General features: G+C 49.5%; 17 protein-coding genes and 1 pseudogene. 2 read left to right on the top strand and 16 right to left on the bottom strand.

Annotated elements, in window-relative coordinates:
- From JO972_RS16370 to JO972_RS16325, 10 genes and pseudogenes are all read right to left on the bottom strand, one after another.
- Positions 1 to 641: FAD synthase family protein (locus JO972_RS16370; RefSeq protein ID WP_309491166.1), on the bottom strand; the 641-nt coding region annotated here is incomplete at its 3' end.
- A gap of 151 nt (positions 642 to 792) precedes the next feature.
- Positions 793 to 1,236 (bottom strand): VanZ family protein, encoded by a 444-nt coding sequence (locus JO972_RS16365; protein WP_309491165.1) that lies wholly within the window; start codon positions 1,234 to 1,236, stop codon positions 793 to 795.
- Positions 1,237 to 1,401: 165 nt separating this feature from the next.
- Positions 1,402 to 2,208 (bottom strand): glycosyltransferase family 2 protein, encoded by an 807-nt coding sequence (locus JO972_RS16360; RefSeq protein WP_309491164.1) that lies wholly within the window; start codon positions 2,206 to 2,208, stop codon positions 1,402 to 1,404.
- A gap of 17 nt (positions 2,209 to 2,225) precedes the next feature.
- On the bottom strand, positions 2,226 to 2,783 hold the full coding sequence (locus JO972_RS16355) for an LbetaH domain-containing protein (protein WP_309491163.1): 558 nt from the start codon (positions 2,781 to 2,783) through the stop codon (positions 2,226 to 2,228).
- A 25-nt stretch (positions 2,784 to 2,808) separates the two neighbouring features.
- On the bottom strand, positions 2,809 to 3,918 hold the full coding sequence (locus JO972_RS16350) for a glycosyltransferase (RefSeq protein ID WP_309491162.1): 1,110 nt from the start codon (positions 3,916 to 3,918) through the stop codon (positions 2,809 to 2,811).
- Between the two features lie 21 nt (positions 3,919 to 3,939).
- Entirely contained in the window at positions 3,940 to 4,761 is an 822-nt protein-coding gene (locus JO972_RS16345) for a glycosyltransferase (protein WP_309491161.1), read from the bottom strand.
- 158 nt (positions 4,762 to 4,919) lie between these two features.
- Positions 4,920 to 6,149, bottom strand: a complete 1,230-nt coding sequence (locus JO972_RS16340; RefSeq protein WP_309491160.1) for an O-antigen ligase family protein — start codon at positions 6,147 to 6,149, stop codon at positions 4,920 to 4,922.
- Positions 6,150 to 6,463: 314 nt separating this feature from the next.
- Positions 6,464 to 6,623: pseudogene (locus tag JO972_RS16865) on the bottom strand (DapH/DapD/GlmU-related protein); the annotation flags it as partial.
- A 389-nt stretch (positions 6,624 to 7,012) separates the two neighbouring features.
- Positions 7,013 to 8,170 carry a hypothetical protein gene (locus JO972_RS16330; RefSeq protein ID WP_309491158.1) on the bottom strand — a complete coding sequence of 386 codons (1,158 nt, stop codon included), beginning with the start codon at positions 8,168 to 8,170 and terminating at the stop codon, positions 7,013 to 7,015.
- Between the two features lie 167 nt (positions 8,171 to 8,337).
- Complete coding sequence (locus JO972_RS16325) at positions 8,338 to 9,657, bottom strand: flippase (RefSeq protein ID WP_309491157.1); 1,320 nt, start codon at positions 9,655 to 9,657, stop codon at positions 8,338 to 8,340.
- 1,549 nt (positions 9,658 to 11,206) lie between these two features.
- Here JO972_RS16325 and JO972_RS16320 point away from each other — a divergent pair.
- Positions 11,207 to 11,623: a hypothetical protein gene (locus JO972_RS16320; protein WP_309491156.1), complete on the top strand. Its 417-nt coding sequence runs from the start codon at positions 11,207 to 11,209 to the stop codon at positions 11,621 to 11,623.
- Between the two features lie 467 nt (positions 11,624 to 12,090).
- On the opposite strand, the gene JO972_RS16315 is transcribed toward JO972_RS16320, so the two are convergent.
- From JO972_RS16315 to JO972_RS16300, 4 genes are all read right to left on the bottom strand, one after another.
- On the bottom strand, positions 12,091 to 14,136 hold the full coding sequence (locus JO972_RS16315) for a polysaccharide biosynthesis tyrosine autokinase (RefSeq protein ID WP_309491155.1): 2,046 nt from the start codon (positions 14,134 to 14,136) through the stop codon (positions 12,091 to 12,093).
- A gap of 208 nt (positions 14,137 to 14,344) precedes the next feature.
- Entirely contained in the window at positions 14,345 to 15,142 is a 798-nt protein-coding gene (locus JO972_RS16310; RefSeq protein ID WP_309491154.1) for a polysaccharide biosynthesis/export family protein, read from the bottom strand.
- A gap of 82 nt (positions 15,143 to 15,224) precedes the next feature.
- Complete coding sequence (locus tag JO972_RS16305; RefSeq protein WP_309491153.1) at positions 15,225 to 15,773, bottom strand: hypothetical protein; 549 nt, start codon at positions 15,771 to 15,773, stop codon at positions 15,225 to 15,227.
- Between the two features lie 65 nt (positions 15,774 to 15,838).
- Complete coding sequence (locus JO972_RS16300) at positions 15,839 to 17,128, bottom strand: outer membrane beta-barrel protein (RefSeq protein ID WP_309491152.1); 1,290 nt, start codon at positions 17,126 to 17,128, stop codon at positions 15,839 to 15,841.
- Between the two features lie 770 nt (positions 17,129 to 17,898).
- Here JO972_RS16300 and JO972_RS16295 point away from each other — a divergent pair.
- Positions 17,899 to 19,518: an O-antigen ligase family protein gene (locus JO972_RS16295; RefSeq protein WP_309491151.1), complete on the top strand. Its 1,620-nt coding sequence runs from the start codon at positions 17,899 to 17,901 to the stop codon at positions 19,516 to 19,518.
- 545 nt (positions 19,519 to 20,063) lie between these two features.
- Here JO972_RS16295 and JO972_RS16290 read toward each other — a convergent pair.
- Positions 20,064 to 21,365 (bottom strand): DUF1501 domain-containing protein, encoded by a 1,302-nt coding sequence (locus tag JO972_RS16290; protein ID WP_309491150.1) that lies wholly within the window; start codon positions 21,363 to 21,365, stop codon positions 20,064 to 20,066.
- Between the two features lie 360 nt (positions 21,366 to 21,725).
- The gene (locus JO972_RS16285; protein ID WP_309491149.1) at positions 21,726 to 23,669 is read right to left on the bottom strand and encodes a DUF1549 domain-containing protein; all 1,944 of its coding nucleotides are present in this window, start codon (positions 23,667 to 23,669) and stop codon (positions 21,726 to 21,728) included.
- Positions 23,670 to 23,879: the final 210 nt, after the last annotated feature.

The raw sequence follows: 23,879 nt of genomic DNA, 5'->3' as shown, positions 1-23,879 counted from the left end.
CAGCCGACGCCGAGGTCGAGTTCGGAGTCGACGCCGTCCTCACCGTTCAGCAAGGCCCAGGCGCCGCTGCCGCCGAGACCGGAGCGTTTTTCATAGGTCCAATTACGTAAGCTGACCAACGGAGAGATGGCGCAGTTGACAATGAAAGCTCCCTCGCGCGCGTGGCGCGGCACGTCTAACCAACCGCCGGCGAAGTCCACCCGCAAAGGCGATTCAGTAGGAGCCTTGACCCACTTGACGATGCCCGAGGTGGACACGGGATCGAATTTCGGCGGAGTCTTCGGCAGTACACGGTAGGTGCAGCCGACTTGATCACAGAGGTCGCGTTTGATCGCCTCGTATTGATCGTCCTCGGTGACGGCGAGGATGTCAGGCTTGGCTTCGAGAAAGTAGCTTTTGAAATCGAGACCGAGGTCGTGGTCAGTGCCGATGATCACTTCATCAACCATTCTCAGGCCCTCAAGCACGGCTTTTTTATGTTCGTCCGGGATCGACGACCTGCGTTGTTTGTGATGCCAGAGTACATCCTCGGAGGCAAAACTGACGGTGAGGTGATCGCCCAACGAGCGGGCTTCTTCAAAAAATTGGAGGTGGCCGGCGTGGATGATGTCGTAGCAACCGGAGACAAGTATTCGTTTCATAAAAATTTAAGATTGTGTATTTGGTGTGTGCTACTGGAACATGGAATCGCTGGTTCTAAACGCACTACGAACCCAAGAAAAAGATTCGCTAGATTAGCCAGATTCGAGCTCTGTGACTGCGTAGCAATAGAAAAGCAGGTCCAAAAATGAGTCAACAAGCCGAGTATTTTTTACGCCAATATATGAGTATCTTCGCTCCAGCAGTGCCTAACAAGATACCCACTGTCCCCCACAGTAAATCTTTCCAATCAACCGTGCGCTGCGGCAGAAAGGCCTGCCCAAACTCGGTTACGCAAAGAATAAATCCGCAAATCGTCAGAGTGATACGCAGCGGACGTTGAATCTGTATGGTGGATAGCGCCATAAAGAGAAGGCCAGCCAATGGCATGAAAGGAACCGCCGTGCGGATGTTCGGTTCACGATCGGCTAGCTTTGCGATCCAGCCAGGCATCCAGGCCAGTTTACTCATCTGGGAATGGGGAGCCCAAGATGCCAGCACAATCAGCAGCACAAAAAAGACGACGGAAGCTAAAAATAAGCACGTCCACCATTTTGACGCCCACTTATCACGTAATTCTCTGAAAGCTGGTGCCATGTCTTAAGCAAAATGAAGTATCCACCTTTTAGAAGGGTCAGGAAGTTAAGTGCTCATGTTCTACGCAATCGGTAATAAAAGAGTACTTATCTCGCCCACAGCAACCTACTCAGCTAGTTCAGTCACACTGAGCAACCTAAATCAGCCAATACCAACGGATTACATCTACGACGATTGGTCTTGTGTCACAGCTTGATCCTCTCTCATTTTGAGACTGATCATATATTCATAGACGGAGCGCATGACACTATAATGAAATCCGGCCTTACCGTCCAAGAATCCGAATTTTACTACATATAGGAAAAAGAACGTTAATAGTGGTCTGAACGGCATGCGGTAAGCAACGGCCTTAAAAGCCTTCCGCCTCAGCATAGGATCAGTATTGAGAAAGTCTGACCAATTCACTGAACCTTGCTGCTCATTCGCCAACTTGACGGCCTCCATGGAGGAGTATTTATTGTGACGCTCAAACCAATACTCGATCCCTTTATTGAAAGGATAATGAATTAAGTGCCCGTCCAGTAGACCAATCTCACCGTCTGTATAGTATTCTTCGTTGATCTCTCTTTCGACTCTAACCTCTCCCTTTTTAAACAAGCGTCCAAACCATGTTGGATAACCACTAGACCTCTTGAGCCATCTGTCCATAAACATGTCCTTCCGGCGCATACGGTAAAGACTCACAGGATTGTTCACTGAATTCACCTCGTCCAACATCTCTCGAACAAGGTCATCAGTGACTCGCTCATCAGCATCAAGCATAAGAATCCAGTCATGTTTGAAATCATATGCTAAGCCAAAGTTCCGTTGTGCCGCGTAGTTATCAAATTTTCTACTTAGGACAGTTGCCCCCGCGTGTTTTGCAATAGCAACCGTGTCGTCAGAACTATGGGAGTCCAGAACAACAATATCATCACAGAAAGATAAAGATTCTAGGCAACCGGGCAGATTTAGCTCTTCGTTATAGGTCAAGATTAATACCGATATACTCATACTATTGAATTAGATTCGTTCAGGACTCTTTCCTTAATCAACTTGGCAGGATTCCCACCGTAAACGGACCATGATTCCAGGTCTTTAACTGCAACACCACGTGCTGCTAACACGGAGCCTTCTCCAACGGTAACGCCAGGCCCCACAAAAGCTTCCGCACAAATCCAAGCCCCTCCCTCAATCGTTATGTCTGATTTAATCAAAGGTAAGCTCACATCACAATAATCGTGTGTTCCTCCGCAAATATGTGATTTATGCGATAGTGTTACTTTCTCACCGATCTTCAATACCCCTAAATTGTAGATCAAGACATCAAACCCAATCGCGCTCCAGTCTCCTATCTCCAAGTTCCACGGTATGAATACTTTCGCTGAGGGATTAATTTGAACGTTCTTCCCTATTTTAGCACCAAACAAACGTAATAAGAAGTTACGCCACTCCCAACAAAGACGCGGACTGCAACGAAAAAGCGGCCCAAAAGCCGCCCACAGCACACGCCCAGCTAGCTCCTTGCGTGACCATTTCCTGGCTGTTCGATTTTGATTAATATCCATCGTGACTTCTGAGATCCATTTTATTTTAACTAACAATACATCCTGGCTTCTCCCCCTTGCCCAAAATCCACTGATAGCTGGCTGCCATTTGCGCGGCAATTCTCTCCCATCCAAAATCTTTCACAACCATCGCCCTGCCTCGTTCACCCATGGCTAAAAGTTCCGCCTTCGGCCGGCTTATGGCATCTCGTAGCGCATCGGCTATGGCTGTCTCGTTGACTGGCACCCACCACCCGCTACCCTCTCTCTCCAAGCTTTGCCAAGGAGTTCCGTGAGTAGTGATCACGGGAACTCCACAGCCAAGCGCTTCTGCGACAACAATGCCGAAGTTTTCACTGTGTGTTGGCAAGATAAACAAATCAGCCGCACGGTAAGCCTTCCATTTGTCATCACCGTCCAGCGGCTCATCAAAATCCCAGCAGTCGCTCAAGCCAGCTTCTTCAACCCGTTGCTTCAGCTCGTGTAGATGTCCGTCTTCATCCGGTCCCACCACACGCATCCGCCAGCCTTCTGGCTTCACCTTCGCCCAGGCATCAATCAGCATCGGCAGTCCTTTCTTCGGATGAACTCGTGACAGAAAAAGTGCAACGCGCTCTCCAGTTTCACTCTGATTTCTATCTTCTGGGGTCTGACCTGTGTCGCATGGCACTGCGACCCCATTCGGGATCACTGTGATCGGTGCCTCTAGCCCGAGTCGTCGGAATTGCCCGGCTTCGCTCTCTGCTGTCGCATGAAATAATACGGCAGTTTCCAGATCCCGGTGTTGATACAGCCACCAGGCCAGACGTTTTTTCCATTTTTTGTGATTGATCGCCCATGGTTCGAGCATGCCACGAGGACTCACAACACGCTTGCAACTTGCTCTTCTGGCAGCCTTGGCAATTTGATGATTCAGTGGTAACCAGACGCCATGATCATGCACGACATCTACTTTTGCCATCAGTTTAGCACACTGATCCAAGCCTCCACATACTAATTGCACCCCTTGTGGAGGAATGTAGTCTGGCGGAACGTTTTTGGCCCATAAATAGATCTCCATATCTTCGGAGACTTGCGCTCCAGCCAGACCAGGAACTGAACGGGATGGGCCTCCTGTTTCAGGAAACAAAGATGAGACAGTGTGAAGAATACGCATAAACTTTAAAACTTATTGTTGTTAGTTGAATCGTTTACCTTTCAGCCTGAGAGTATCCCATTTAGATAATAGGTAAGATAAGTTCAACAGTCTGTAACATCGCGCTAACAACAGTCCAAATCTACGTTCTTTACTATTTACTTCAGAGAAATATTTTTTAGCGATTGTTTTGCCTTCGGTACGCATCCCTTCAGGGAATTCATTACTCAGCAGCGAACTTGCTGTTTTCGCCTCAGAATGTAGCCTAAGAGCCCACAAATAGACGTTGATTCTTTTATAATCATATCCAGCAGAGGCGATCCTCCACCAGTATTCTGTGTCCATACAGTAATGAAAGTCCACGTCGATATCGCCCAGTTCCTCATATAGTTTCTTTGAAAAAATAGTACTCGGCCCAAATACATTCAGGATACCATGCTTAACAGCCAAGGTTTCAAAACCACCAGATCGACAGCATCGGAGGATTTTTGCGTCCTCATCTGTGTGAACACAATTTGCTGTTAACCATTGCTTTTGGCTTTTACGTAATACCTTTAGAACAAGACCTATTGAGCCCGAACCTAATAGGTCATCAGAATTCAACCACGTAAGGTAACGACCTTTTGCTTTTTTGAAACCTTTGTTAAACGCATCACTTTGTCCCCGGTCAGGTTCAGATAGCATATAAGCGAAAAGATGTGAATAAGACTGACATATTTTCATAGTGTTATCCTGACTTCCACCATCGATCAGAATAAATTCAACACCTTCCTGACTCTCATTTGCAACAGAATCAAGGCATTCTTGGATGTACTTGTCACTATTATACGTAGGTATTACCACGCTAAGGATTATTTCATTCATAAAATTATTGTAAGTCTTGATACATCATTTGACACATCTCACGTTTAGTCTCTGGAGTAGCAAACAGTAAAAAACTCTTAAAGAAGAAGCCTTTGTTTTAGATAGCACCGTTTATCACACAACATCAAAATTGTTACGGGTATATATCTAATAATAATTCAGTATGCCCCGCGTCGGATAACAACAGCTGGTGGTCTTTCATATCTGGCAAGTCGACGTAGGACTAACTTCATATAAGGTAATGACGCTAAACCAAAACCATAAATCATGTGGCTCAAATTAGAAGGCGGATTAATCATGGATAGTACAACACCCACAAATAAGAAAAACGCCAGGAATGATTTCTCAAAATCGAGCTTGTCTAATTTTGACATCATTAAAAAGCAAAAGTATAAAATACTAATGCATATAACGAGTGCTAACAGGGCAAGGACGCGTCCGTGATCCATACCCACATCGAGCACATAGTTATGAGCATAATCTGATACCGATGAGAACTCACCGAAACCAAATAAATTTGCGGTTGCATCCTGCCACAGAGTAAAACGTCCATCACCTTCGCTCAAATCGGCAAATCGAGACAGGATACCGACATTGAGAGTAAAGGAAATAATCACACCAACAAATCCACACATGAAAACTGTAGCTACCAATAATAGGTTTTTTCTTTGTATCATGGATACCGAACACAAGATCAGCATCACAATCGCAAATACGATATATGGTGCTCGCGTCTGGGTATAATAGGCTGGAAATAATGCTGCTAGCCCCAGAAGAAATACAGCGAACTTATGAATCTGTTTTTTAATGCAAACCGCAGCTCCACATAACGCTAATCCTATAGCGGCACCATAAGGAATTGCAATGAGGTTATGGACTACGAATACCCCGAGAAACGTATCATCACCCTTATCAAGAACGAGTCCTCGTTTGGTTGCCCCAAAGGACTCTTTTAAAATCTCATCGCGTGGGATCTCAACAGTAATTAACAAATTAAAAATCAACACGCAGATTACAAAAGATATAATGAACCATAAGAAGTCCTCTCCCCAAACTTTACCACCACGAAAATATAATAATACCACACCTAAATAAAACGCTGAGAAAAACGGAAAGCAAAACATTAAAATCGTTCTATTATCGAAGAATACATACTGCAATATACAACTTATTAACATGAAAATGATTATTATTCCAACGAAGTAAAAAGATCGCGCCTGAGATGGCCAGAACTTAGAACTCGGGGATCTGACAATAAGCAAGGAGGACATCATGAATGCTAATGCAATGGTGTAACCTCGAAGGCCTTGACTTACAAAGTAAGCTAATGCCAAACCTAACAAGACAATATGCGATTTGCTGAAAAAACTTTTAAACGATATTTCCATAGTTACTTACTCAACATTAATTTAATCTTGGACACGAGTCTCCACTGAACATACTGTGATTCATCCAGATAGAATTATTCTGAACGTCTCTGTTGAAACCTCCTATTAGGATGATGGATAAGCTCCCTGTACATTTAATGGTTGTAATATAATCAGTGTATATATTTCATCTATTACGCAGAGATTGTGTTGGCTATGAAACAGAGATATCGTTCAGTTGATGTCATTATAAAACCTCTGAATGTTACTATGAATCCAGTCTTCACCTTTTTCCCACCATTTTTCTTCCAAATAGTTCAACCTGGTCGCTTCATCAAAGCGATATCTAATTATCTTTGAAGGAACACCTGCTACCACAGAGTATGGTTCTACATCTTTTGTGACTACACTGCCCGAAGCAATAACAGCTCCGTGACCTATTTTAATCCCACCTAATAGTGTGACACGTGCTCCGATCCATACATCGCTACCAATATCAACAAACACAGATTTCTCGGAATCAGCATAGACATACTCATTGAAATTCGTTTTCTCTACATAGGTGAAACCTGCTTGTTGATTCGAAGAATAGAAACAAGGATGCGAGGAAAGCCGTTCACTTATGGGGTGCCGACCAGCGAGAACCACAGTTTCAGGTCCAATGGAGCAATATCGGCCTATTCTACTGTTATGGATTCGTGAGTTTGACGAGACATACGTACCAAGACCGATGGATGAACCACTGACGCAGACATTGGCGTATATTTTATTTTTCCCTTCAAATGAACAATCACGCGCATTGGCTGAGCGGGCTATGATCACACCCATTTTTCTATCTCTTAAATAGAGCTTTGGGCGCTTCATATACCTCAATATATAATCCTTCATGATTTTTTAAATAATCGTGTTAGCAAACTATAACTTAACAGCTTCATCATATCTCGAGATCCAAGCCACCTTCTATCGTAAGTAAACTCACGAAGTAAGTATTCCGTCCTCCTCTGATCCGAGATATCTTTATTTTGGCACAACGAAACCATTTCACCCGAAAGATCTTGAATAATGTTCATCTCGCGAGGTTTGTATCGAAACCCCCATGATTTGATTCGCTTATCACACGAACGAGTAGTCAATACAAGTTGGCTCGCTGGGTAATTTTCCAAATTGCGGATCCCGTATAAGTCTATAATCAGTGAATCTTGAGGTAGATCTTTACTAAATGAACGGAGGGATTTTTCGGTTATTTCAAAATACGCATCATAATGAACAACTTCCGTAGAGACGTCCCTCGATAGCTCTAGTTTATACTCTGCAAGAGGAACTTGATAGATGTTATTATTCAACTGAGCCATGTGTGTCCCCATATCACTAAAGTTAGTCGTTTGGGATTTAACAGGATAAACAAAATACTTATTCTTATCTACAACATAGCGTATGAAATATTTTAGCCACGAGCTTTCCGGCCAGCTGTTTACAAACCGTGGAATATCCAACGGTTTATTTAGATTATCCTCTACATCATACCAATTGCGAAATGCACGCCACTGGTCACGTGTCCACATCTGGCCCCACGATTGTGCAAACTGCATACAATAATACCCCAAACCATTATCTAACGGTTCAAATCTCGAGCCACAGTTCACATTTATTAAATGCTTATATAAAGAAACCCCTGCGATGTCCTGACATCCACCAAACATTTCCAAAGCCTGCTCAGCGTATTGGTAAAAGAAATTCGAAACCCCAAGGTCATCTTCAAGCACGATGACAGCGCCATATTTGTCGGATAAGTCTCCACAACGCAGAATATGCTCACGTAACCCTAAATTGTGGTCATGCGAAATCACAGTTTTCTCACCGTGTTTCCACTCAAAGGAGTCGGCCACGGTCTTTACAGCTTCGGCTCCGCCTCCATCGATCGAGATGACCAATGGTATGTCCTTTGTCACATACCGGGCCCCCGCAAGCATTTTTAATAGACGCGTCAGCGATTGATCACGATTGTATGCAGCAACAATAATCGCAGGTTTGATTCCATTCATATCAATTTAAATTTAACTTTGGATTTCACTCTGAGCTCTTTCGATTTCCATATTAAATTCAATGGATCGAATTTGTAATTCGCACTACCGCATGCCAATGTGTTACTTCTATCGTTTTTGACAACTTATCAAAACCGCGTGCTACTATACATCAAGGCGTCTCAGATCTATTTAATCAGTAATAGAATTCTAGCAAACGGAAACAGTGATCGTGTCTGAAGGCGGCCGATGTCGCGAACAGGCAAATAAAAATATGATGATGCAAATGCTGATATAAACTGAGACACTAGTGTTGCAAGCGCAGCGCCGACACCACCATAGCGCGGAATTAAAATATAATTCAATGCGATATTTACTATCGCCCCTATAATAGTCGATACCATTGAAAACTTAAATAACTCTTCTGCAATGATATACTGGCCTCGTGCGACTCCCAAAAATACAAATAGACTACTCCATATATGGATCGCTAATATAGGTGTAGCCCCCTCATATTGGGCCCCAAATAAAATGGCAATTACCCAATAAGAAGTTAGCGATAATGGTATACAAATCAAATAAGCTAAACCTGCATTTAAATCAAGATAACGCTGTAACCTTTCCTCATAAAAGGCCTTACTTTTCTTCCGCGCATTGAGTATTGGAGGGAATAGGGAAGTCGCCAACAATGTGGGTATCATATACCATATTGAACTTATTCTTACAGCGACAGAGTATTGGCCTACAGCGTTTTTACCTAACATCGATCCAAGCATGATTTGGTCGACCTGCATGTAGACCGTGACAGCTAATCCAGAAAGCAATAATGGCCAAGACTTGCGTAAATACTTGAGTGCCAATTCTCGATCGATCCGCCAGGCCCTAACACGTCCATAGTGACAACCATAAAAGAAGATCTGCAGGACCATCAAAACCAACAGTTCAATGATATAGAGATAAGAAAAATGTATGAGTTTAGCACCCAAACCTATGGCAACTATTTTAATAGCTGCAAATACCAGCATGGTGATACCACTTGCCTTCACTGATAGATCTGATCTTACCTGTGCTTGGAACCAAAGCGTTATACATTTCAAAGGATTCAACAATAATGATCCACCTAAAATAGCAAACAATCCCAACACTAGACTACTATCTGTGATATAAGCAACGATGACCAGCATACCAGAGTAAGCAACGATTCCCGCAATCAAGCTCAACACAAAACATGTCCCCAATATAACATCATGTCGCTCAGGGGTCGCTACTAATTCACGTTTGACTAAATTTTGTAATCCCAAATTTGTCACTACAGCAACCAACGCAACAATCGCCAACACGTAGTTATAGAGTCCAAGATTTTCTGGTCCTAAATAACGTGCTACAGCAACTGACACAATTAAACCAAGGACCATCCGCAACATCTGTCCGCCAAATAGCCATGAAGTGTTCTTAAAATACCGCACAAACCCTCTGTTTGCCATAGCCTTGGCAAGTATTTTTTTCATACTACTAATCATGCGAAAGTTTTATTATATCAAGTTCATTATTTAGCTTCAGATAATGAGATTCTAGAGTTAGGCCGCATTCAAAGATTGAATATTAACCAACGTTAGATGCTTTGCAGGGTTTGTGTGTGCTGTAACACACTCAATTAAATGATTTGCCAAATACGTGAATTTTTAGCGTCCTTCTGTTCTCTACTATGTTATAGTTTTTAAGAATCTACTGGTTCTTACATCTCCGAGACTTATTGCCGGTTTCTTGGCCTCCTCCCTGCATTAAAATCGATATAATACTAGATTAATATCACATTCAGTGACTACTGGAAATAGCTTTACTATTTTGGCGGTCTTAGCTTCATTAATTAGTAACATCATCGTCACGCCGGCAGTTGTTAGCACAGACCCACCCAGTTTATGGAGGTATACGATCCTCCGACGCTGCCGCCCTTGGTCGATTTCCCCATCTCCCGGAGAATAACCATCTTTAGAATTAACAAGAATGATGTGTGACCAACCAAACGTGTGTCGTTTCATTGAATCGCAGCTGAAACCAAGAAAATGGCCGTATTTAAAGTGCGCGGCCGAGACTCAAGCATCTGTCAACCGACTCCCAGACTTCATCACAAACCAGCGGCTTGAGGCCAAGCCGCCCTACCGAACATTATGGCACCCACCCAAACTGTCGTTGCCATAGTAGCTGTGATAGTTGGACCCTCCATCGTCACCATGCCGCCGCGCACGGACTTCTTCTTCAAGTCCGCCATGTCGACCTTTGGCTCTTCGGCCCCAGGGCCGGCATTGACGTTGGTATCGATGGATTTCAAATCGTTTTGTTTCTCAAATTAAATGAGGGCGGATCATGGGGACTGGCTACCATTACGCTGGTATCCTGCTATTTGCCGGAAGTTCTTCGCTTCTGGCTATCGTCAAACGGCATTGACACCATGGGATCATGAAGCTGGAGTCCATCTTTCTGCGCCGATCCGATGTCCCGGCGTGTTATCCGATTGGTTTGCTGCGCCGGGAACTTGGGGTGTTCCGTCGTGAGCTCTTCCTCACGCGGCGTGACCTTGGCATAATGTCACGCACTTGTGTCTCGGCCGGGCAGGAATGCGTCTTGCTAAGGTCGGTTTCAATAAGCCCCATCCTCGCGTAAACCTGCATTTTTGTGGCTCAGGTGGTGGATGATTGGCTCAAGGAGGCCTATTTGGGGCTCATTGTGAAAATTTTTTTGAACCACAAGCGGATGGCTTCAATGGGCGTATGATTAATTGGCGCTGGAGGCGGAAACTTAGGTTCTACCGAACAGTGCGGGCCATGGGTTTGTTTTCAAGCCATGATGCGTCAAATTTCAAAACCACAACATCTTCTGTTATTAACTATTAGCGTATACTCTATAAGCCTCAGAAGGCTTTTTTAGGTTTGATTTTCAAAGAGTTGCGCGAGAACCTAACAGCATCCGAGGCCAAACCACCATGCATTCCCGGTGGGCAGAGCGTGTATTCGATCGCTCCGCATTTTAGGACTCGGGCAAAACTAAACGAAATACATCATGTTGAAATACAGTACCAAGACGGCACCGCTGAAGCGGGCCGCAATCATCAACGCGTGGCAGGAATTTGCCGCAGAAGAGAGCTTCGCAGGGATGACCCTGGCGGAGTTTGAAGCAGCCACCCTGCCATCGGTCACCGTGCGTGAGGAGATTGGCCAGGGGCTTGTCAAGATCGCCGGACTAAGGCGGCAGCGCGATGCGCATGATTCCGCGATGCGCGAGCAGCTCAGTCTAGTGGTCAATGCCGTGCGGGGGCACCCGCAGTATGGCGAGGACTGCCCGCTCTACAAAGCGATCGGCTATGTGCCGAAGAGTGAGCGTGCCAGTGGCCTGCACCGAGGTGATGGTGGTAAGCCTGCCGGTGAGCCGGGTGATGCTGCTGCCGGTGAGGCAGAAACGAACCCAGACGCGGCTTGATCAATGCCCTGATAAAGCTGATTCAAGCCAGCGTCCGGATTACTGGAAAACCAAGTCGGCAGCTCGAAGGGGCTGCCGGCTTTTTTCATGGCTGCGTGCCCGTGTGGGGGGCAGCTAGCTCATCATGCCCAGCGCGGAAGGCGATGAAAAGCAGATTCCGAAAAATGCATTGGCGTATTTCGTGTCACGGAGCTGCGGACACAAAATCCGATTAAGCCTCCGCCCTTGGTCGATTTCCCTGTTTCCGGGGAAAAACCATCGTTAATCTGCTTGAGAGATGTTTTTTGATCGTGAACGATCAGAGGACGCACGCATCCGAGTGTGATGGATGAGGAAGTCGTGACCGAGAGCTAGTCGATGGTTTTGTTAGCCATGAATGTTTTCGTCGCCTTCCTTGGTATTTGAAACTTCGCGTTTGGATTTTAGCGGAGGCGGCAGATTGAGGCCAATGCTCCCTACCAGTGATGCTATTTACCATCGTCGTAGTAGCCGCCGTAGCCGCCTGAGGCTCCGTATTCGCCATAACCTTTGTAGCCGTAGTATTTGCTACCGCTGCGCTTCTTCATGCCGTTCAAAACAACTCCTGCGAGGGGTGCTCGTGCGTTTAGAAGGAGCTCTTTAGCTCTCAACACAGCGCCTACAGGGGCCTTGAGAGCACGCACAACCATTACCACACTTTGCGCATGTTTGACCAATATCCGAGTATCACTGACTGGTAAAATTGGTGGAGTATCAATGATGATACGCTCGTAATGCTGACTGAGCGTATGAATGATTTTATCCAGTTCTGTCTCGTGCAGCAGCTCGGATGGGTTGGGTGCTTTTTTCCCGGCGCAAATAACGTGCAGACCTTTCACCCCCGTGGCCTGCACAACCTTTCCTAACTCAACTTGCCCTGCAAGCACGCCGGACATCCCTAGATCTTGATCCAATTTAGGAAACAGTGTATGCACTCGAGGCTTACGTAAATCCAGATCCACTAGGATTGTTTTCTGTTCGTTCAGGGCGAAGGATGCGGCAAGTTCTGAAGCGATCGTGGTTTTGCCTTCTCCTGGCACTGAGCTTGTCACCAGAACCACACGATGTCGTTCAGCTTTTCCGAGCAAGGTGATGGATGCTCGCAGATTGCGAAGAGCTTCGGCCTCTGAGGAGTTTGGCTCAACCTCAAGGACATTTTGCCATCCCTGTTTCAAATCAAATAACTTACTAGTTGGGACTGCAGCGAGACAAGGCTGCCCGCTCGCTTCCTCCAGAGAGCGAACATCATAGATCTTATAATCCACGAGTGAGAACAAAAAGGCAATGGCCACACCGGCGGCAAGTCCAAGACACGAACCGGCGGTTAGATAGAGCACACGCTGTTTTTCACCTGCCTTGGAGACTTTTGCCGCTTCAACCACACGAACTTTGGCCGGGCCCGTTTCATCCGCGACGTTGATTTCCGTCATCCTTTTGGTAATCGTCTGGAACAGTTCCTGCTGGTGACCAATTCTAGCCGTAAGTAGATTACTCCGCGAAGTCAGAGCGATTTGCACCAAGGCTAACCATTCATCCTTGGCCTTGTCACTCTCTTCATTATTCAGTGCAATTTTCTTATCCAGAGCCTCCATGGCCTGTCGGTGCTCCTGCCAATAGTCCTGTTCGGAATCCACCGTAATAGCGCGTTTGATTTCACGGCGGAATCGATCATACATATCACGATAGATCGCCTCTGCTTGAATCATTTTCGGGTGCTTTTCCTTATAACGTTGTCGTAGAGAAATGAGTTCAGCTCGGTTCTCCAAAATCTTTTCGTTCAATTTACGCGCTGCGACATAAACCTGCAGAGACTGCTCAGCGTGATCCAGTAACTCCCTTGCCGCCTCACTTTCCTGTTTGAGAACGGTGTAAGCTACGCTTGCCCCCCCTTTCTTCTCACCCAGCTCTTTTTCTAGATAGACCTTCAACAGAGTATCCGCGATGACCCTCGCACTTTCAGCGTCGGCATGATGGGCTTTCACTTCAATCAATGCCGTATTACGACGACCTTTCACCTCGACCCAACCATTCGCTAAGTTCTCCGCTAGCTTGGTCGAGCTGATCGATGTGGCGGGTAAGAATGCCAACTCTGATTCGCTACGCCAGTATTTTGGTTTGAAAGAAAATTTCGGAGGAATCGCCTTTTCCAAAGCTTGCACTTCTGGACGTGCAGCAGTTGCTTCTAAAATTCCCGGTCCCATTAACTTACTCGCCTCTGTAGCGATAGCTAAGTCTGCAGAGAGCTTCTCACTCTCCAATTCCTCACCCATCAATTGGCGGGTTTTAATATCTACCTCCAACACTGCTACAGCTACGTGCTTGGGAGTCACGATTGATAAATAATACAAAGCCGCAACATAACCTAAACCCATAAAAATCACTAAGAGCCACCACCTTTTGAGAATTTGCCCTAAGGTGCCAATACCAAAACGATTTGGTCCGCTTTCGACAATTTCTTCAGCCTCGTCTGCGAAGGGGTCTATATCTTGTTTCATCTATAAATTTAAAGTTTGTGAGTCATCCTTGCGATCACGTGGTGCAGCTAAATTGATAAGGCGCGAGTAACGCAAGCAGCGTCCTTGAGCTGATGTAGTTTGTGTGATCTCACAGAAGACTGCATCGAATACCATCACTGAGCACATGTATTGAATCTGATCAGCTTGGCTAAAATTTCCGAACCCATTCTAAGTCTCAAGTCAGCCCCTACCATTTACTCTCCCTGATAAATACGACATCCCCAGCCCTGAGGCTGTAGGTTCTAGCCTTACCCTTGATGATTTCGCCATAAGGGATGAGGTAGGATTGTCCATTTCTTCGCACGGTGACCGTTTTTGTGTATGCGATCCGTGAGGGCCCACCAGCTTGGGCGATCGCAGTGACGATATCGAGGCCTCCTTGTTTAGGGAACTCTATGATCCCAGGTTTCTCTACCTGACCTGAAACTGTGATCGTGGATCGGCTTTGAGACAGACGACTAACGGTGATCGTATCGCCGTGTCTCAGGGTGATCCCAGCAGAGCTGGATAAGCTATGTGTGGATGTGCCACCAGACTTACGACGAAGCACGATGCCGTGAGGATTGGCCGTTTCAAGAAGGCCGCCAGCCTGAGCAATCGCTCCGGGAAGACTTAGGGCTCCTTCTTCGGGGTATTCGATGTTACCCGGTTTACCAACATCTCCACCAACAACCACCCACTTCTTCGCGTAGGACATCACGGTGAGATTCACCTTGGCGCTGACGAGGTAGTCTTTCTCATACAGAGCCTTGATCTTGTCCTCTGCCTCCTTGACCGTGAGGCCAACCACCTTGATCGTGCCGATCAATGGAAAGGACACGAAACCGGACTTACCGATCTGCGTTTCTGTCGATAGATCATCCTCCTGATACACCACCATTTTCAAGGAATCGTCCTTTTGCAGGGTGTATTCAGCAGCCTGAGCATTCCCCATGAGGGTGAGAAGCAGGCAACACACGGGCAGCCACAATGAAAGCATTTTCATAGCAAGTGGGGGAAAGGATGGGGAATGAGTGACGCTAAATTCTAACGACTAATATTATTGTTAGGCGCGTTGACTCACGTAATTAGTTGCCGTCTGTGCTGACGCCATCACTGATGGTCGCGGGATTCACGGCATTCGCGCTGAGAACCTGCGCGGCGTTGACCAAGGCTTGGATCTTGGAGCCGGATGAACCAGAAGATGAACCTGTTGCAGCGGCACCACCACCTCCGGCAGCTGCAGCTGGTGCGAAAGCTGATGCATTGGCACTAATGGCTGCGGGAGTCACGGCATCCAAGGTAACAGCGGAATCAACAGAGAAAGACGAAGTGGTGGGCTCTTGACCTGGCTCCGTGACCGTAACTGAAATTGTGCAACCCGCTGGCAGCTGAACTCCCGTGGCGTTGGGTGGAATAGCACCTGTCTGCCCTGGCTGAATGGTCACCGTGGCACCATTAACTGTGTAGGTCACTGGAGCACCACCTTCAGGGACGGCAACACTCATGGAGGCTGTTGCGGCCGGCTGGGCGACTTCCGGGGCCTGAGCTTGAATTGTTTCAATGGTAGTCGCTGTGATCGCGAAGGCCACACAAGCTGTGCTCAGGGCAAATGTTTTAGTCAGGTAATTTTTCATCTCTCGGTGATGTGGTTGGGATGTTTTCTTATGATTGGATGAGGAAAAGAATCGGCTCGAACAACTTAGAAGTAATAAGTGCTAAACAATTCGAGTGCCAAGTTATCAAAATCGCTGCTATCGGTCTCCGAATCGTTGCTACGCCAGATAAAATTCATTCCGAACGTGCACTGATCATTGAATTCATAGTCGGCTCCCATGTTGAATTCATAGTAGTGACTGTCGAGGTCCGCGGCTGAAACAGTGCTAGTGGCGTAGTAAGAGTCACGCTCATATGCGAGCTTCGATTTGAGAGTGAGCCGATCCGTCATATCATGTGTCCCCAGGATAAACAGACCAGTGCCGTAATAACCACTGGAGGCAATACTGTAGGATGCGTTAGAACGACGGTAGAGCATGAGCTGAAACTCAGTTTTACCCGAATACTCGTGACTCAAACCGATCTCATAGGTGAACAAATTATGGTCAGAACCAGCCATAGGGCCAGAGAAGCTGCGGTTTTCATAACCGAGCTTGCCGATCATGGCAGTCTTACCGGTCATCTCATAGTCGAACTTGATACCTACGCCAATCGCTTGGTGATCTGGCTGAGTATCGACCTCTGTTTCACCGTAGGAAACATATGGCCCTAGCGAAATCTTGCCGCTGTATTGATACTGCCAGGTCAACAGCAGATCATAGGCTGTGGTATCGAACAGGCTCGCGGTTTCATAATCCGTCTTGGCATAGCCTAAGGTAGCATCGAGGCGAGTCTTACCGGTTAACTCATGGGTCAGATCAAGCTTTGCCCCGTAGGTCGTTTTGTCGATCTGGCCACTAACAAAACGGTCACTTCCGGAAATCTCGCTGTAGTCAGCGGAAAAATCGATTTCCGTCTTCGGCAAGCGTGTGCCCAGTTCCAAAGCGAAGGAATTATTGACGGAGTTCAGGTTTGAGTTATCCAGATAGGAAATGATGCTTGGTGCGTAGGCAAACGACCATGTGTTCTTGGCATCCTCATCGTTGGCCAACTGCAAGGTTGGAGTGATGGTGATGATGACATCCGAGTCCTCATCGTCTGGTGTGAGGAACATGTTGTCATCCAGGCGCATGCTTCCGCGCACTGCCGCAGTGAACAAACTGCTAAAATCTGAGGAACCCTCTGCAGCCGCTGCGACTTCAGGTGAAACGGAATCTTCGGTCAGATCCATCGGGCCGTCACCTCTCACACTATCGAGACCAGCCCCCACCGGAACAACCGCAGGGTGGTTTACCAAACTCGGATCGGTCTGCGCCCAAACGCCAGGAACGGTCACTGCACCAATTGCGAGCGAATAGAGAAAAGGTCTGGGTGTTAGATTGAAGGGAGATTTCATATTCATTCAGGTTTCACGATTCGCACAAACAAGACGTGCTGCATCTGAGCGCAAACTGTCCAACTCCCCTCTGCCAGTCAACACATTTTGCAACACTAAATCGACACCCCCATGATCAGGGGTATAGGGCTCGTCATGAGATAGACTAACAAGTTCTAACAATACCATTCATTATAAAAAATATTACACTAAAATCACTCAATTTGAATTCTTCAATGTTATCGTCGCGCCCGAGACCTAGCTCTCTCGAGCAAGCTCATCACTCCAGTTATGGATGCAGCAAAGACGCTGTGCTCTCAGGCACTGAATCGTCAGGAAAACATCGATAACATAAGGGATTTCATGTTTTCAAACTTACTAAACCCTCACCTCGTTGTGATTGTATCTGATCCGTTTATGCCAGCCAAGGCTTTGCCTTTATGGAGTCATCACCACGCAATCAGGAGGTCATGTCAAGAACTCGAGTATGAATATTAAGCACCACATTGATGCTGTAATTTAATATTACAAATATATTTAAGAAATGTGTATTTTAGTATAACGCGCCTGAATTTTTCAGCTGCCATCAATTGCCCCGACGGCAGACCTTTCGAAATCAATAAAAACACCGGCTACTTTGTCAGAAAATGCTAACAGAAACAATATTGGTATCGTGCCTACTTGCTTCAACAAGAAATCTACTCGTATCCCCCCCTTCTTCTCCATTGCTTAATCTGTAGTGCCGATACCAGGCAGAGCAAAAGCTTCACTCATTTTCAAGTTGCTACAACATGTCTGAGCATCAGCCAGCGTTATGCCACTATCATTTGCTGCAAGGCTTGCCTTCCTCTCTAGCAGGATTCAAGATCGCCTTTATGGAAGCCACCCGACAGTCGTCTTCACAGGACAAACGCCGAAGTCGCTCATCGCGCGGCCGGCGGACCAAGGGTGGATCTAGAGCTACTTCCGGAACAAACGAGTGGTCTCCCGCTCGGACAGTAGGAGCGATGCTACTCATGGCCTCGCTGATCATCGGACCGCTCTTTGCCGGATCCTACTACGATCACTGGCGCTGGCCACTGATCGTGACGAGCTCACTGGCTGGGCTTTTGCTGGCGCTGGGGCCACGTCCGCGCCAATGGCAAGGTTGGTGTCTGCTTGTGCTTCTGCTGGTGCCGGCACTACAAGGCTTGTGGATGTGGTATAACGCCTGGGGTGAGTTTTCTCATTCGGTCGGCGGCAAGGGCGAAACTCCCTGGTGGCGAATCATGCCGCGCGATCAGCAACCGTTCCCTGAACAACCTGGCAGCGCCGACCAAGCGGAAGCGCTCGATCGCCTGAGTTATATTCTCCCCTGCCTCGCGGTGGTGTGGGGCACTCGCGAGGTGGTGCGAAGCCGACCTCAATGGGTCGGGCGTCTTGCTGCTTGCATTTTCTGGACTGGAGCAGCGGTTGCATTGCTCGGTCTGATCCAGCGTCAGACCGGAGCCGAGGGGATTTTCTGGAACAAAGAACTGACCACTTACGGCAGCACCTTATTTTTTGGAACTTACCGCAGTCCGGGGATTGCCACCAGCTTTCTCAACATCGCGTTGGCGATGGGACTGGCGCTACTGCTTCGACCGACCTCACGTGAATCCACGACCACGGGGATCCAGCGGCATTTCCTCCCCCTGCTACGAACTGGCGGGGTGCTGGTGATATTAGTGGGAGTCATCACCGCGGGCTCTAAGGCAGGGATGGTGCTGGGAGTGCTGACCCTGCTGCTCTGGGCAATCATGAATCGGCGTGCGATCGGTCGTAAATTCCACGACGCCAGCGCCAGCTTCTTCGGCCACCGCCCGCTGGAACGCAATATCACCCTGGCCGTAGTCCTGATCATTGCCGTGCTCAGCTTGCTGAGCTATGCTGGCACGATGTATCAACGCTGGGAGGGGGCGCAAGAAAGTGGATACCCAACTATACAGCCCCGACTCACGGTTAATGCGATTCAACTGGAAATGATGCAGGATCCAACCTGGAGAGCCGCAGGTTTCGGTCCCGGATCCTTCTACCCATTATTTCCCTACTTCGCCGTCGATCACGACATTACCGGGCGCTATGTTTACAGCCACAACGACTACCTACAGACCTTCGTGGAATGGGGCTGGCTGGGCGGCGGGCTGATGGCCTGCTTGATCGCCGCGGCGGTGATATTCCTATGTCGGGAAATTTTTCTGCGCAAAAAACGCCATGGGCGCTCGATGACCGTGATGCTACGCGCTTATTTAATCGCGCTCACCAGCATCCTGATTCACTCCACCGTGGATTTCCCCATGCAGATCGAATCCATCGCCATCACCTTCGCGGTGTTGTTAGGGGTGGGTTGGGCCGCGGCGGATCTGGGCGATGAGGCGGGGCGGAAGATTTAAGTGTTAAGTTTCAAGAGACGGTAGGGAGGATTGCGTGTCCTGCCGTAGCACGAACGAAGGTGGGGCTGGGAAACTCGCTTGATGCGTTTGCCTTCTGTCGTTCCTCCGGAACTTGATGCCTGGTTGGGCGTGATCCGGTGGTTACGCTTTGCTGCACCACCGGCTAGTTTCTGTCGCTCCTCCGGAGCTGAGGGAGGGAAGCATTAAGTGCTAAGTTTCAAATTCCAAGGGACAAAATTCGCCTAATTCGCAAAATTTGCCTAGGGGCTATCTTCGCTGCGCTCCGGTTGCGGTCAAAAAAATAATCACTGACTACTGGATCAGCGCCGCTGGGGCGGCGGGGAGCGGCGGATTGAGGCCAATCTGCCCTACCGAAAAGGAGAGCGGAGGATTGAGGCCAATCCTCCCTACCGAAAGGAGGCGGATTGAGGCCCCTTCTTCGCCATGGCTTCGACAGGGCACGCAATCCGCCCTACCGGTTCTACGCAAGGGCACGCAATCCACCCTACCGAGATGCAAGGACACGTAATCATCCCTACCCGTTTCTATGCAAACAGCTGCTCGACGGGTTTGCCTTTGTGGGCGACTTGGAAGGGGCGGCCGGAGGGTGAGAGGAGGACGGCATCGGTGTCGAGGCCGAGGCGGGTGGCGATGGTGGCGTTGAAGTCCTGGACGCCGACCTTGTCTTTTTTCACTCGGCCGCCTTTCGAGTCGGAGCTGCCGTAAACCATACCGCCTTTGAAGCCTCCGCCTGCGAGTAGGCTGGAGTAGACCGACGGGTGGTGATCGCGACCATTACTGTGCTCGGCGACGATGTTGGGTGAGCGACCGAACTCGGTGGTGAGGGCAACGATGGTGCTTTCCAGCAGACCCTTCGCCTCCAGCTCTACCAACAAGTTGGCGTAAGCGCGATCGAGCACCTGGCAGCGGGCCTCGACGGAGGTGAAGTTATCGTAGTGAGTGTCCCAGCCGCCGAGGTTCACCTCGACAAAGCGGACGCCGTGTTCGACCAGTCGGCGTGCTAATAGGCAGCCTTGGCCGAAGGAATTATTGCCGTAGGCCTCGCGCGACGAGCGGGGTTCGCGGTCGATATCAAAGGCCTTGAGGTCATCGCTGCGCATCAGGCGCACCGCCTCCTTATAAAGTTCATCGTAGGCGCGAGCCTCGGTGTTCTGGTGCTCGGCGTGGAACTGCTTGTTCATCACGTCCGCGAGCTTGAGCCGACGCTCAAAGTCCTCGGCCGATACGGAGCCGGCGCGGACGCTGTCTTTCAGCCCCTCATCGGGTCGGCCCAGGGGAACACCCGCGTATTTCACTCCGAAAAAGCCCGCCGAGGCGTTGGCGGCATTGCCCCCGACGGTGACAAAGCCGGGGATCTCCGGGTTTTTCCGACCGCGCAATTTCATGGTCCACGCCCCCAAGGTAGGGTGCACGATGGTGCCGCGTGGGGTGTAGCTGCGGTGCAGGGCATACTGGCCACGCTCGTGGGCGCCATTGATCGAGGACATCGACCGGATCAGGCAAATCTTGTCCATCACCGCCGCCGTCTTTGGCAGAAACTGGCTGACCTGAATGCCGTCGACATTGGTATTGATCGCCTCCACGGGTCCCTGCACCTCCTTCTTGCCCGGTTTGACATCGAAGGTGTCGATGTGGCTCATGCCACCGGTCATGTTGAGAAAGATCACCGACTCGGCCGGTTTGCGCTCCGCCTTCTTCGACGATTGGGCATAGGCCTGGGTTGCGACGCTGCTGCCGAGCATGGGAGCGAGGCCGACGCCGAGGTAGGTTCGGGCGGCATTGGCCACAAACTGGCGGCGGGTAAGTTCGTCTGATTTTTTGGGCATGATGGTGGATGTGGGATGTTTTGAGTTTTAAATTTTAAGAAACGGTAGGGAGGATTGGCTCAATCCTCCGCTGGGTGGCTCGCTTGATGGGATGGCCTTCTGTCGTTCCTCCGGAACTTGATGCCTGGCTGGGCGTGATCCGGTGGTTACGCTTTGCTGCACCACCGGCTAGTTTCTGTCGCTCCTCCGGAGCTGGGGATTGGTTAGGTTTAGGTTTTAAATTTCAAGAGAGTGGATGTCGGTGAGGTTAAGATGTCTGGATGTCGGGGAGTAGCTTGCGCCGCTGGGGCGGCGGGGGCGGAGGATTGAGGCCAATCCTCCCTACCTAGAAGGCATTCCACCCTCCCTACCTAGAGCTGGCTATGGGATGAAGATGAATTCGCGGGTGTTGACTAGGGCGGAGATGATGTTGCGGTAGCCGGCTTCGCCGCGGGCTTCGACTTCGGCGAGCATGAGCTGCATTTCTGCCTCGCTGGGTGAGCGCGACAGGGTGCCGAAGAAGATCGCGCGGATGCGATCCTGAGGGCTGCCTTGGGAAAGCTTGTGGATGTGGGCGCCATCGTTGGCGACCACGAGTTTCTCGACCTGGCCGTTGAGCATGGAGAGCACCTGGGTGGCATTGGCCTCGCGGGTGGCTGAGTCGAGCAGCAGTCGATCCGACTGGCCGAAAATCTGCAGCACGTGCCCCTTGGGGGCTGGCGAGGCGAGCTCCGAGGCGCGGGCGATGCCTTCGAGGGCGCCGCGGCTGTCTCTGGAGCGCATCATCATGCGGTTCTTGCGCCGACCACTCTCACTGCCTTTGCTAATGCGGTCGAGCAGATCGGCGGCGAAGGTGCGGAGTTTTTTGGGGTCATCGATCGCCAGCACCTGCTGCTGCAGCTCGGCCATGGTCATCTCCCCCACCAGCACCGGTCTGCCGCCGTAGTAAATGCTGTCGGAGCTGCCGCGGGTGGGAAGCTTGTCCGGATTCCCGGCGATCATGGTGACCAGGGAGTCCCAGTATTGCTCGGCGCTCATGCGCTCGATTTTCCGACCGTCAAACAGCGGCTTCTCCCCCATCGCCAGCTCCTGATCCGAAGAGGCAAAGGCGTAGACGCGGGTCAGTAGCAGGGCGTGCTGGAAAGCTTTGAGATCATAGCCGAGCTCGTGCATCAGGCGAACGAGGTAACGGGTCAACTCCGGCGAGGTGGTATTTTCCGGTTTCTGATACTCATCGACCGGCTCGAACAGGCCGACTCCGATGATGCGCTTCCACATGCGATTGGTGATGATGGTGGCAAAGCGCTCGTTGCGCGGATCGGTGACCCAGGAGGCGAAGGTTTCCAAACCATCATCGTCATCGCGGCGGTCCGACATCCGGGTGGACTTGCCAAAGGGAGTGTGCGCGCCAACCCACTCGCCGGGGCTGCCATCGCGGTATTGGTAATCGCCGGGCAGTTTGATCCGACCCGTGCCAGCTCCGGTGAGACTGGCGTAGTAGACTTCATCGCCGAGGAAACGCACCATCTTCCCGAGCGGTGTGCGCTCGGTTTTCGCGTCGCGGATTTCCCGCCACAGCGTGTCCCAGACACCCTTGCGCATCTCGGATTGACCATTGGTGAAGGCGGCGAGACGGAAAAAGTCCATCCGTTCCCAGTCGTTGAACGGATCGTCGTGGCACTGGGCACACTCCATGCGGGTGCCGAGGAAGAGACGCATGGTATTCGACATGTTATCGAGCTCCATCCCCTTGTCGCGGATGTAGTATCCGACCGCGCCGTTCTTCCACATTGCGCCCTGAGCGGAGAGCAGCTCGCGGGTCATGGCATCGTAGGGTTGATTCTCCGCCACGGAATTGCGCACCCAGGCCATGTAGGGTGCAGCGGTTCGGCCATTTTCAAAATGATCCCGCACCCGCAGCATATCGATCAGCCAGTTCCCCATGTGGCTCTCGTAGCCCTTCGAGTTCATCAGGTAGCGCACGAGGAGGACGCGTTTGTTGGGGTCGTCTGACTCGAGAAATACACGCGCCTCCTCGACCGTGGGGATGCGACCGACGGCCAATAGAAAGCTGCGACGCAGAAAGACGGAATCGCTGGCGTCCTCGGGCACACTGACTCCCTCGCGCTTGTAGATTTTTGCCACCAAGGCATCGATCTGCCGAGCGGCTTCTTGCAGCTGGGACTCGGTGATTTTTTCCTTCTCCTCACCATCGGTGGGAGCAGCGTGCAGCAGGCTGGCGCAGGCGAGGACAGGCGCTAAGACGCTGGCGGTGAGTAATCGGCGTGTTTTCTCGATTGGTGAAGTATGTAGAGGGTATCCCATGAGTAAGGGACAAGATGCCACTAATCGGATGCCAGATCAATGGGATTTCTGGCTGCTGACACAGGGGGATTTTTTGGGTAGCTCGGGGGTGGCGGGCTGGGTGAAGCGCTCGAGGACGAAGGGTGCAAACCCTTCCATGAGAAGGTATGTCAAAAGCAAAGTTGAAAATTCATTTTCACTATAGCCTAACAGTTACTTTTTTTAGAGGGC

Source organism: Oceaniferula flava (assembly GCF_016811075.1).
Taxonomy (GTDB): Bacteria; Verrucomicrobiota; Verrucomicrobiia; order Verrucomicrobiales; family Akkermansiaceae; genus Oceaniferula; species Oceaniferula flava.
Note: the sequence above shows the minus strand (reverse complement) of the source record. Positions and strands in the feature narration are given on the sequence as shown.

Coding starts and splice junctions, on each gene's coding strand:
- JO972_RS16365 (WP_309491165.1), bottom strand. CDS start 1,236: ATGGCACCAGCTTTCAGAGAATTACGTGATAAGTGGGCGTCAAAATGG.
- JO972_RS16355 (WP_309491163.1), bottom strand. CDS start 2,783: ATGGATATTAATCAAAATCGAACAGCCAGGAAATGGTCACGCAAGGAG.
- JO972_RS16350 (WP_309491162.1), bottom strand. CDS start 3,918: ATGCGTATTCTTCACACTGTCTCATCTTTGTTTCCTGAAACAGGAGGC.
- JO972_RS16345 (WP_309491161.1), bottom strand. CDS start 4,761: ATGAATGAAATAATCCTTAGCGTGGTAATACCTACGTATAATAGTGAC.
- JO972_RS16340 (WP_309491160.1), bottom strand. CDS start 6,149: ATGGAAATATCGTTTAAAAGTTTTTTCAGCAAATCGCATATTGTCTTG.
- JO972_RS16330 (WP_309491158.1), bottom strand. CDS start 8,170: ATGAATGGAATCAAACCTGCGATTATTGTTGCTGCATACAATCGTGAT.
- JO972_RS16325 (WP_309491157.1), bottom strand. CDS start 9,657: ATGAAAAAAATACTTGCCAAGGCTATGGCAAACAGAGGGTTTGTGCGG.
- JO972_RS16320 (WP_309491156.1), top strand. CDS start 11,207: ATGTTGAAATACAGTACCAAGACGGCACCGCTGAAGCGGGCCGCAATC.
- JO972_RS16315 (WP_309491155.1), bottom strand. CDS start 14,136: ATGAAACAAGATATAGACCCCTTCGCAGACGAGGCTGAAGAAATTGTC.
- JO972_RS16310 (WP_309491154.1), bottom strand. CDS start 15,142: ATGAAAATGCTTTCATTGTGGCTGCCCGTGTGTTGCCTGCTTCTCACC.
- JO972_RS16305 (WP_309491153.1), bottom strand. CDS start 15,773: ATGAAAAATTACCTGACTAAAACATTTGCCCTGAGCACAGCTTGTGTG.
- JO972_RS16300 (WP_309491152.1), bottom strand. CDS start 17,128: ATGAAATCTCCCTTCAATCTAACACCCAGACCTTTTCTCTATTCGCTC.
- JO972_RS16295 (WP_309491151.1), top strand. CDS start 17,899: ATGTCTGAGCATCAGCCAGCGTTATGCCACTATCATTTGCTGCAAGGC.
- JO972_RS16290 (WP_309491150.1), bottom strand. CDS start 21,365: ATGCCCAAAAAATCAGACGAACTTACCCGCCGCCAGTTTGTGGCCAAT.
- JO972_RS16285 (WP_309491149.1), bottom strand. CDS start 23,669: ATGGGATACCCTCTACATACTTCACCAATCGAGAAAACACGCCGATTA.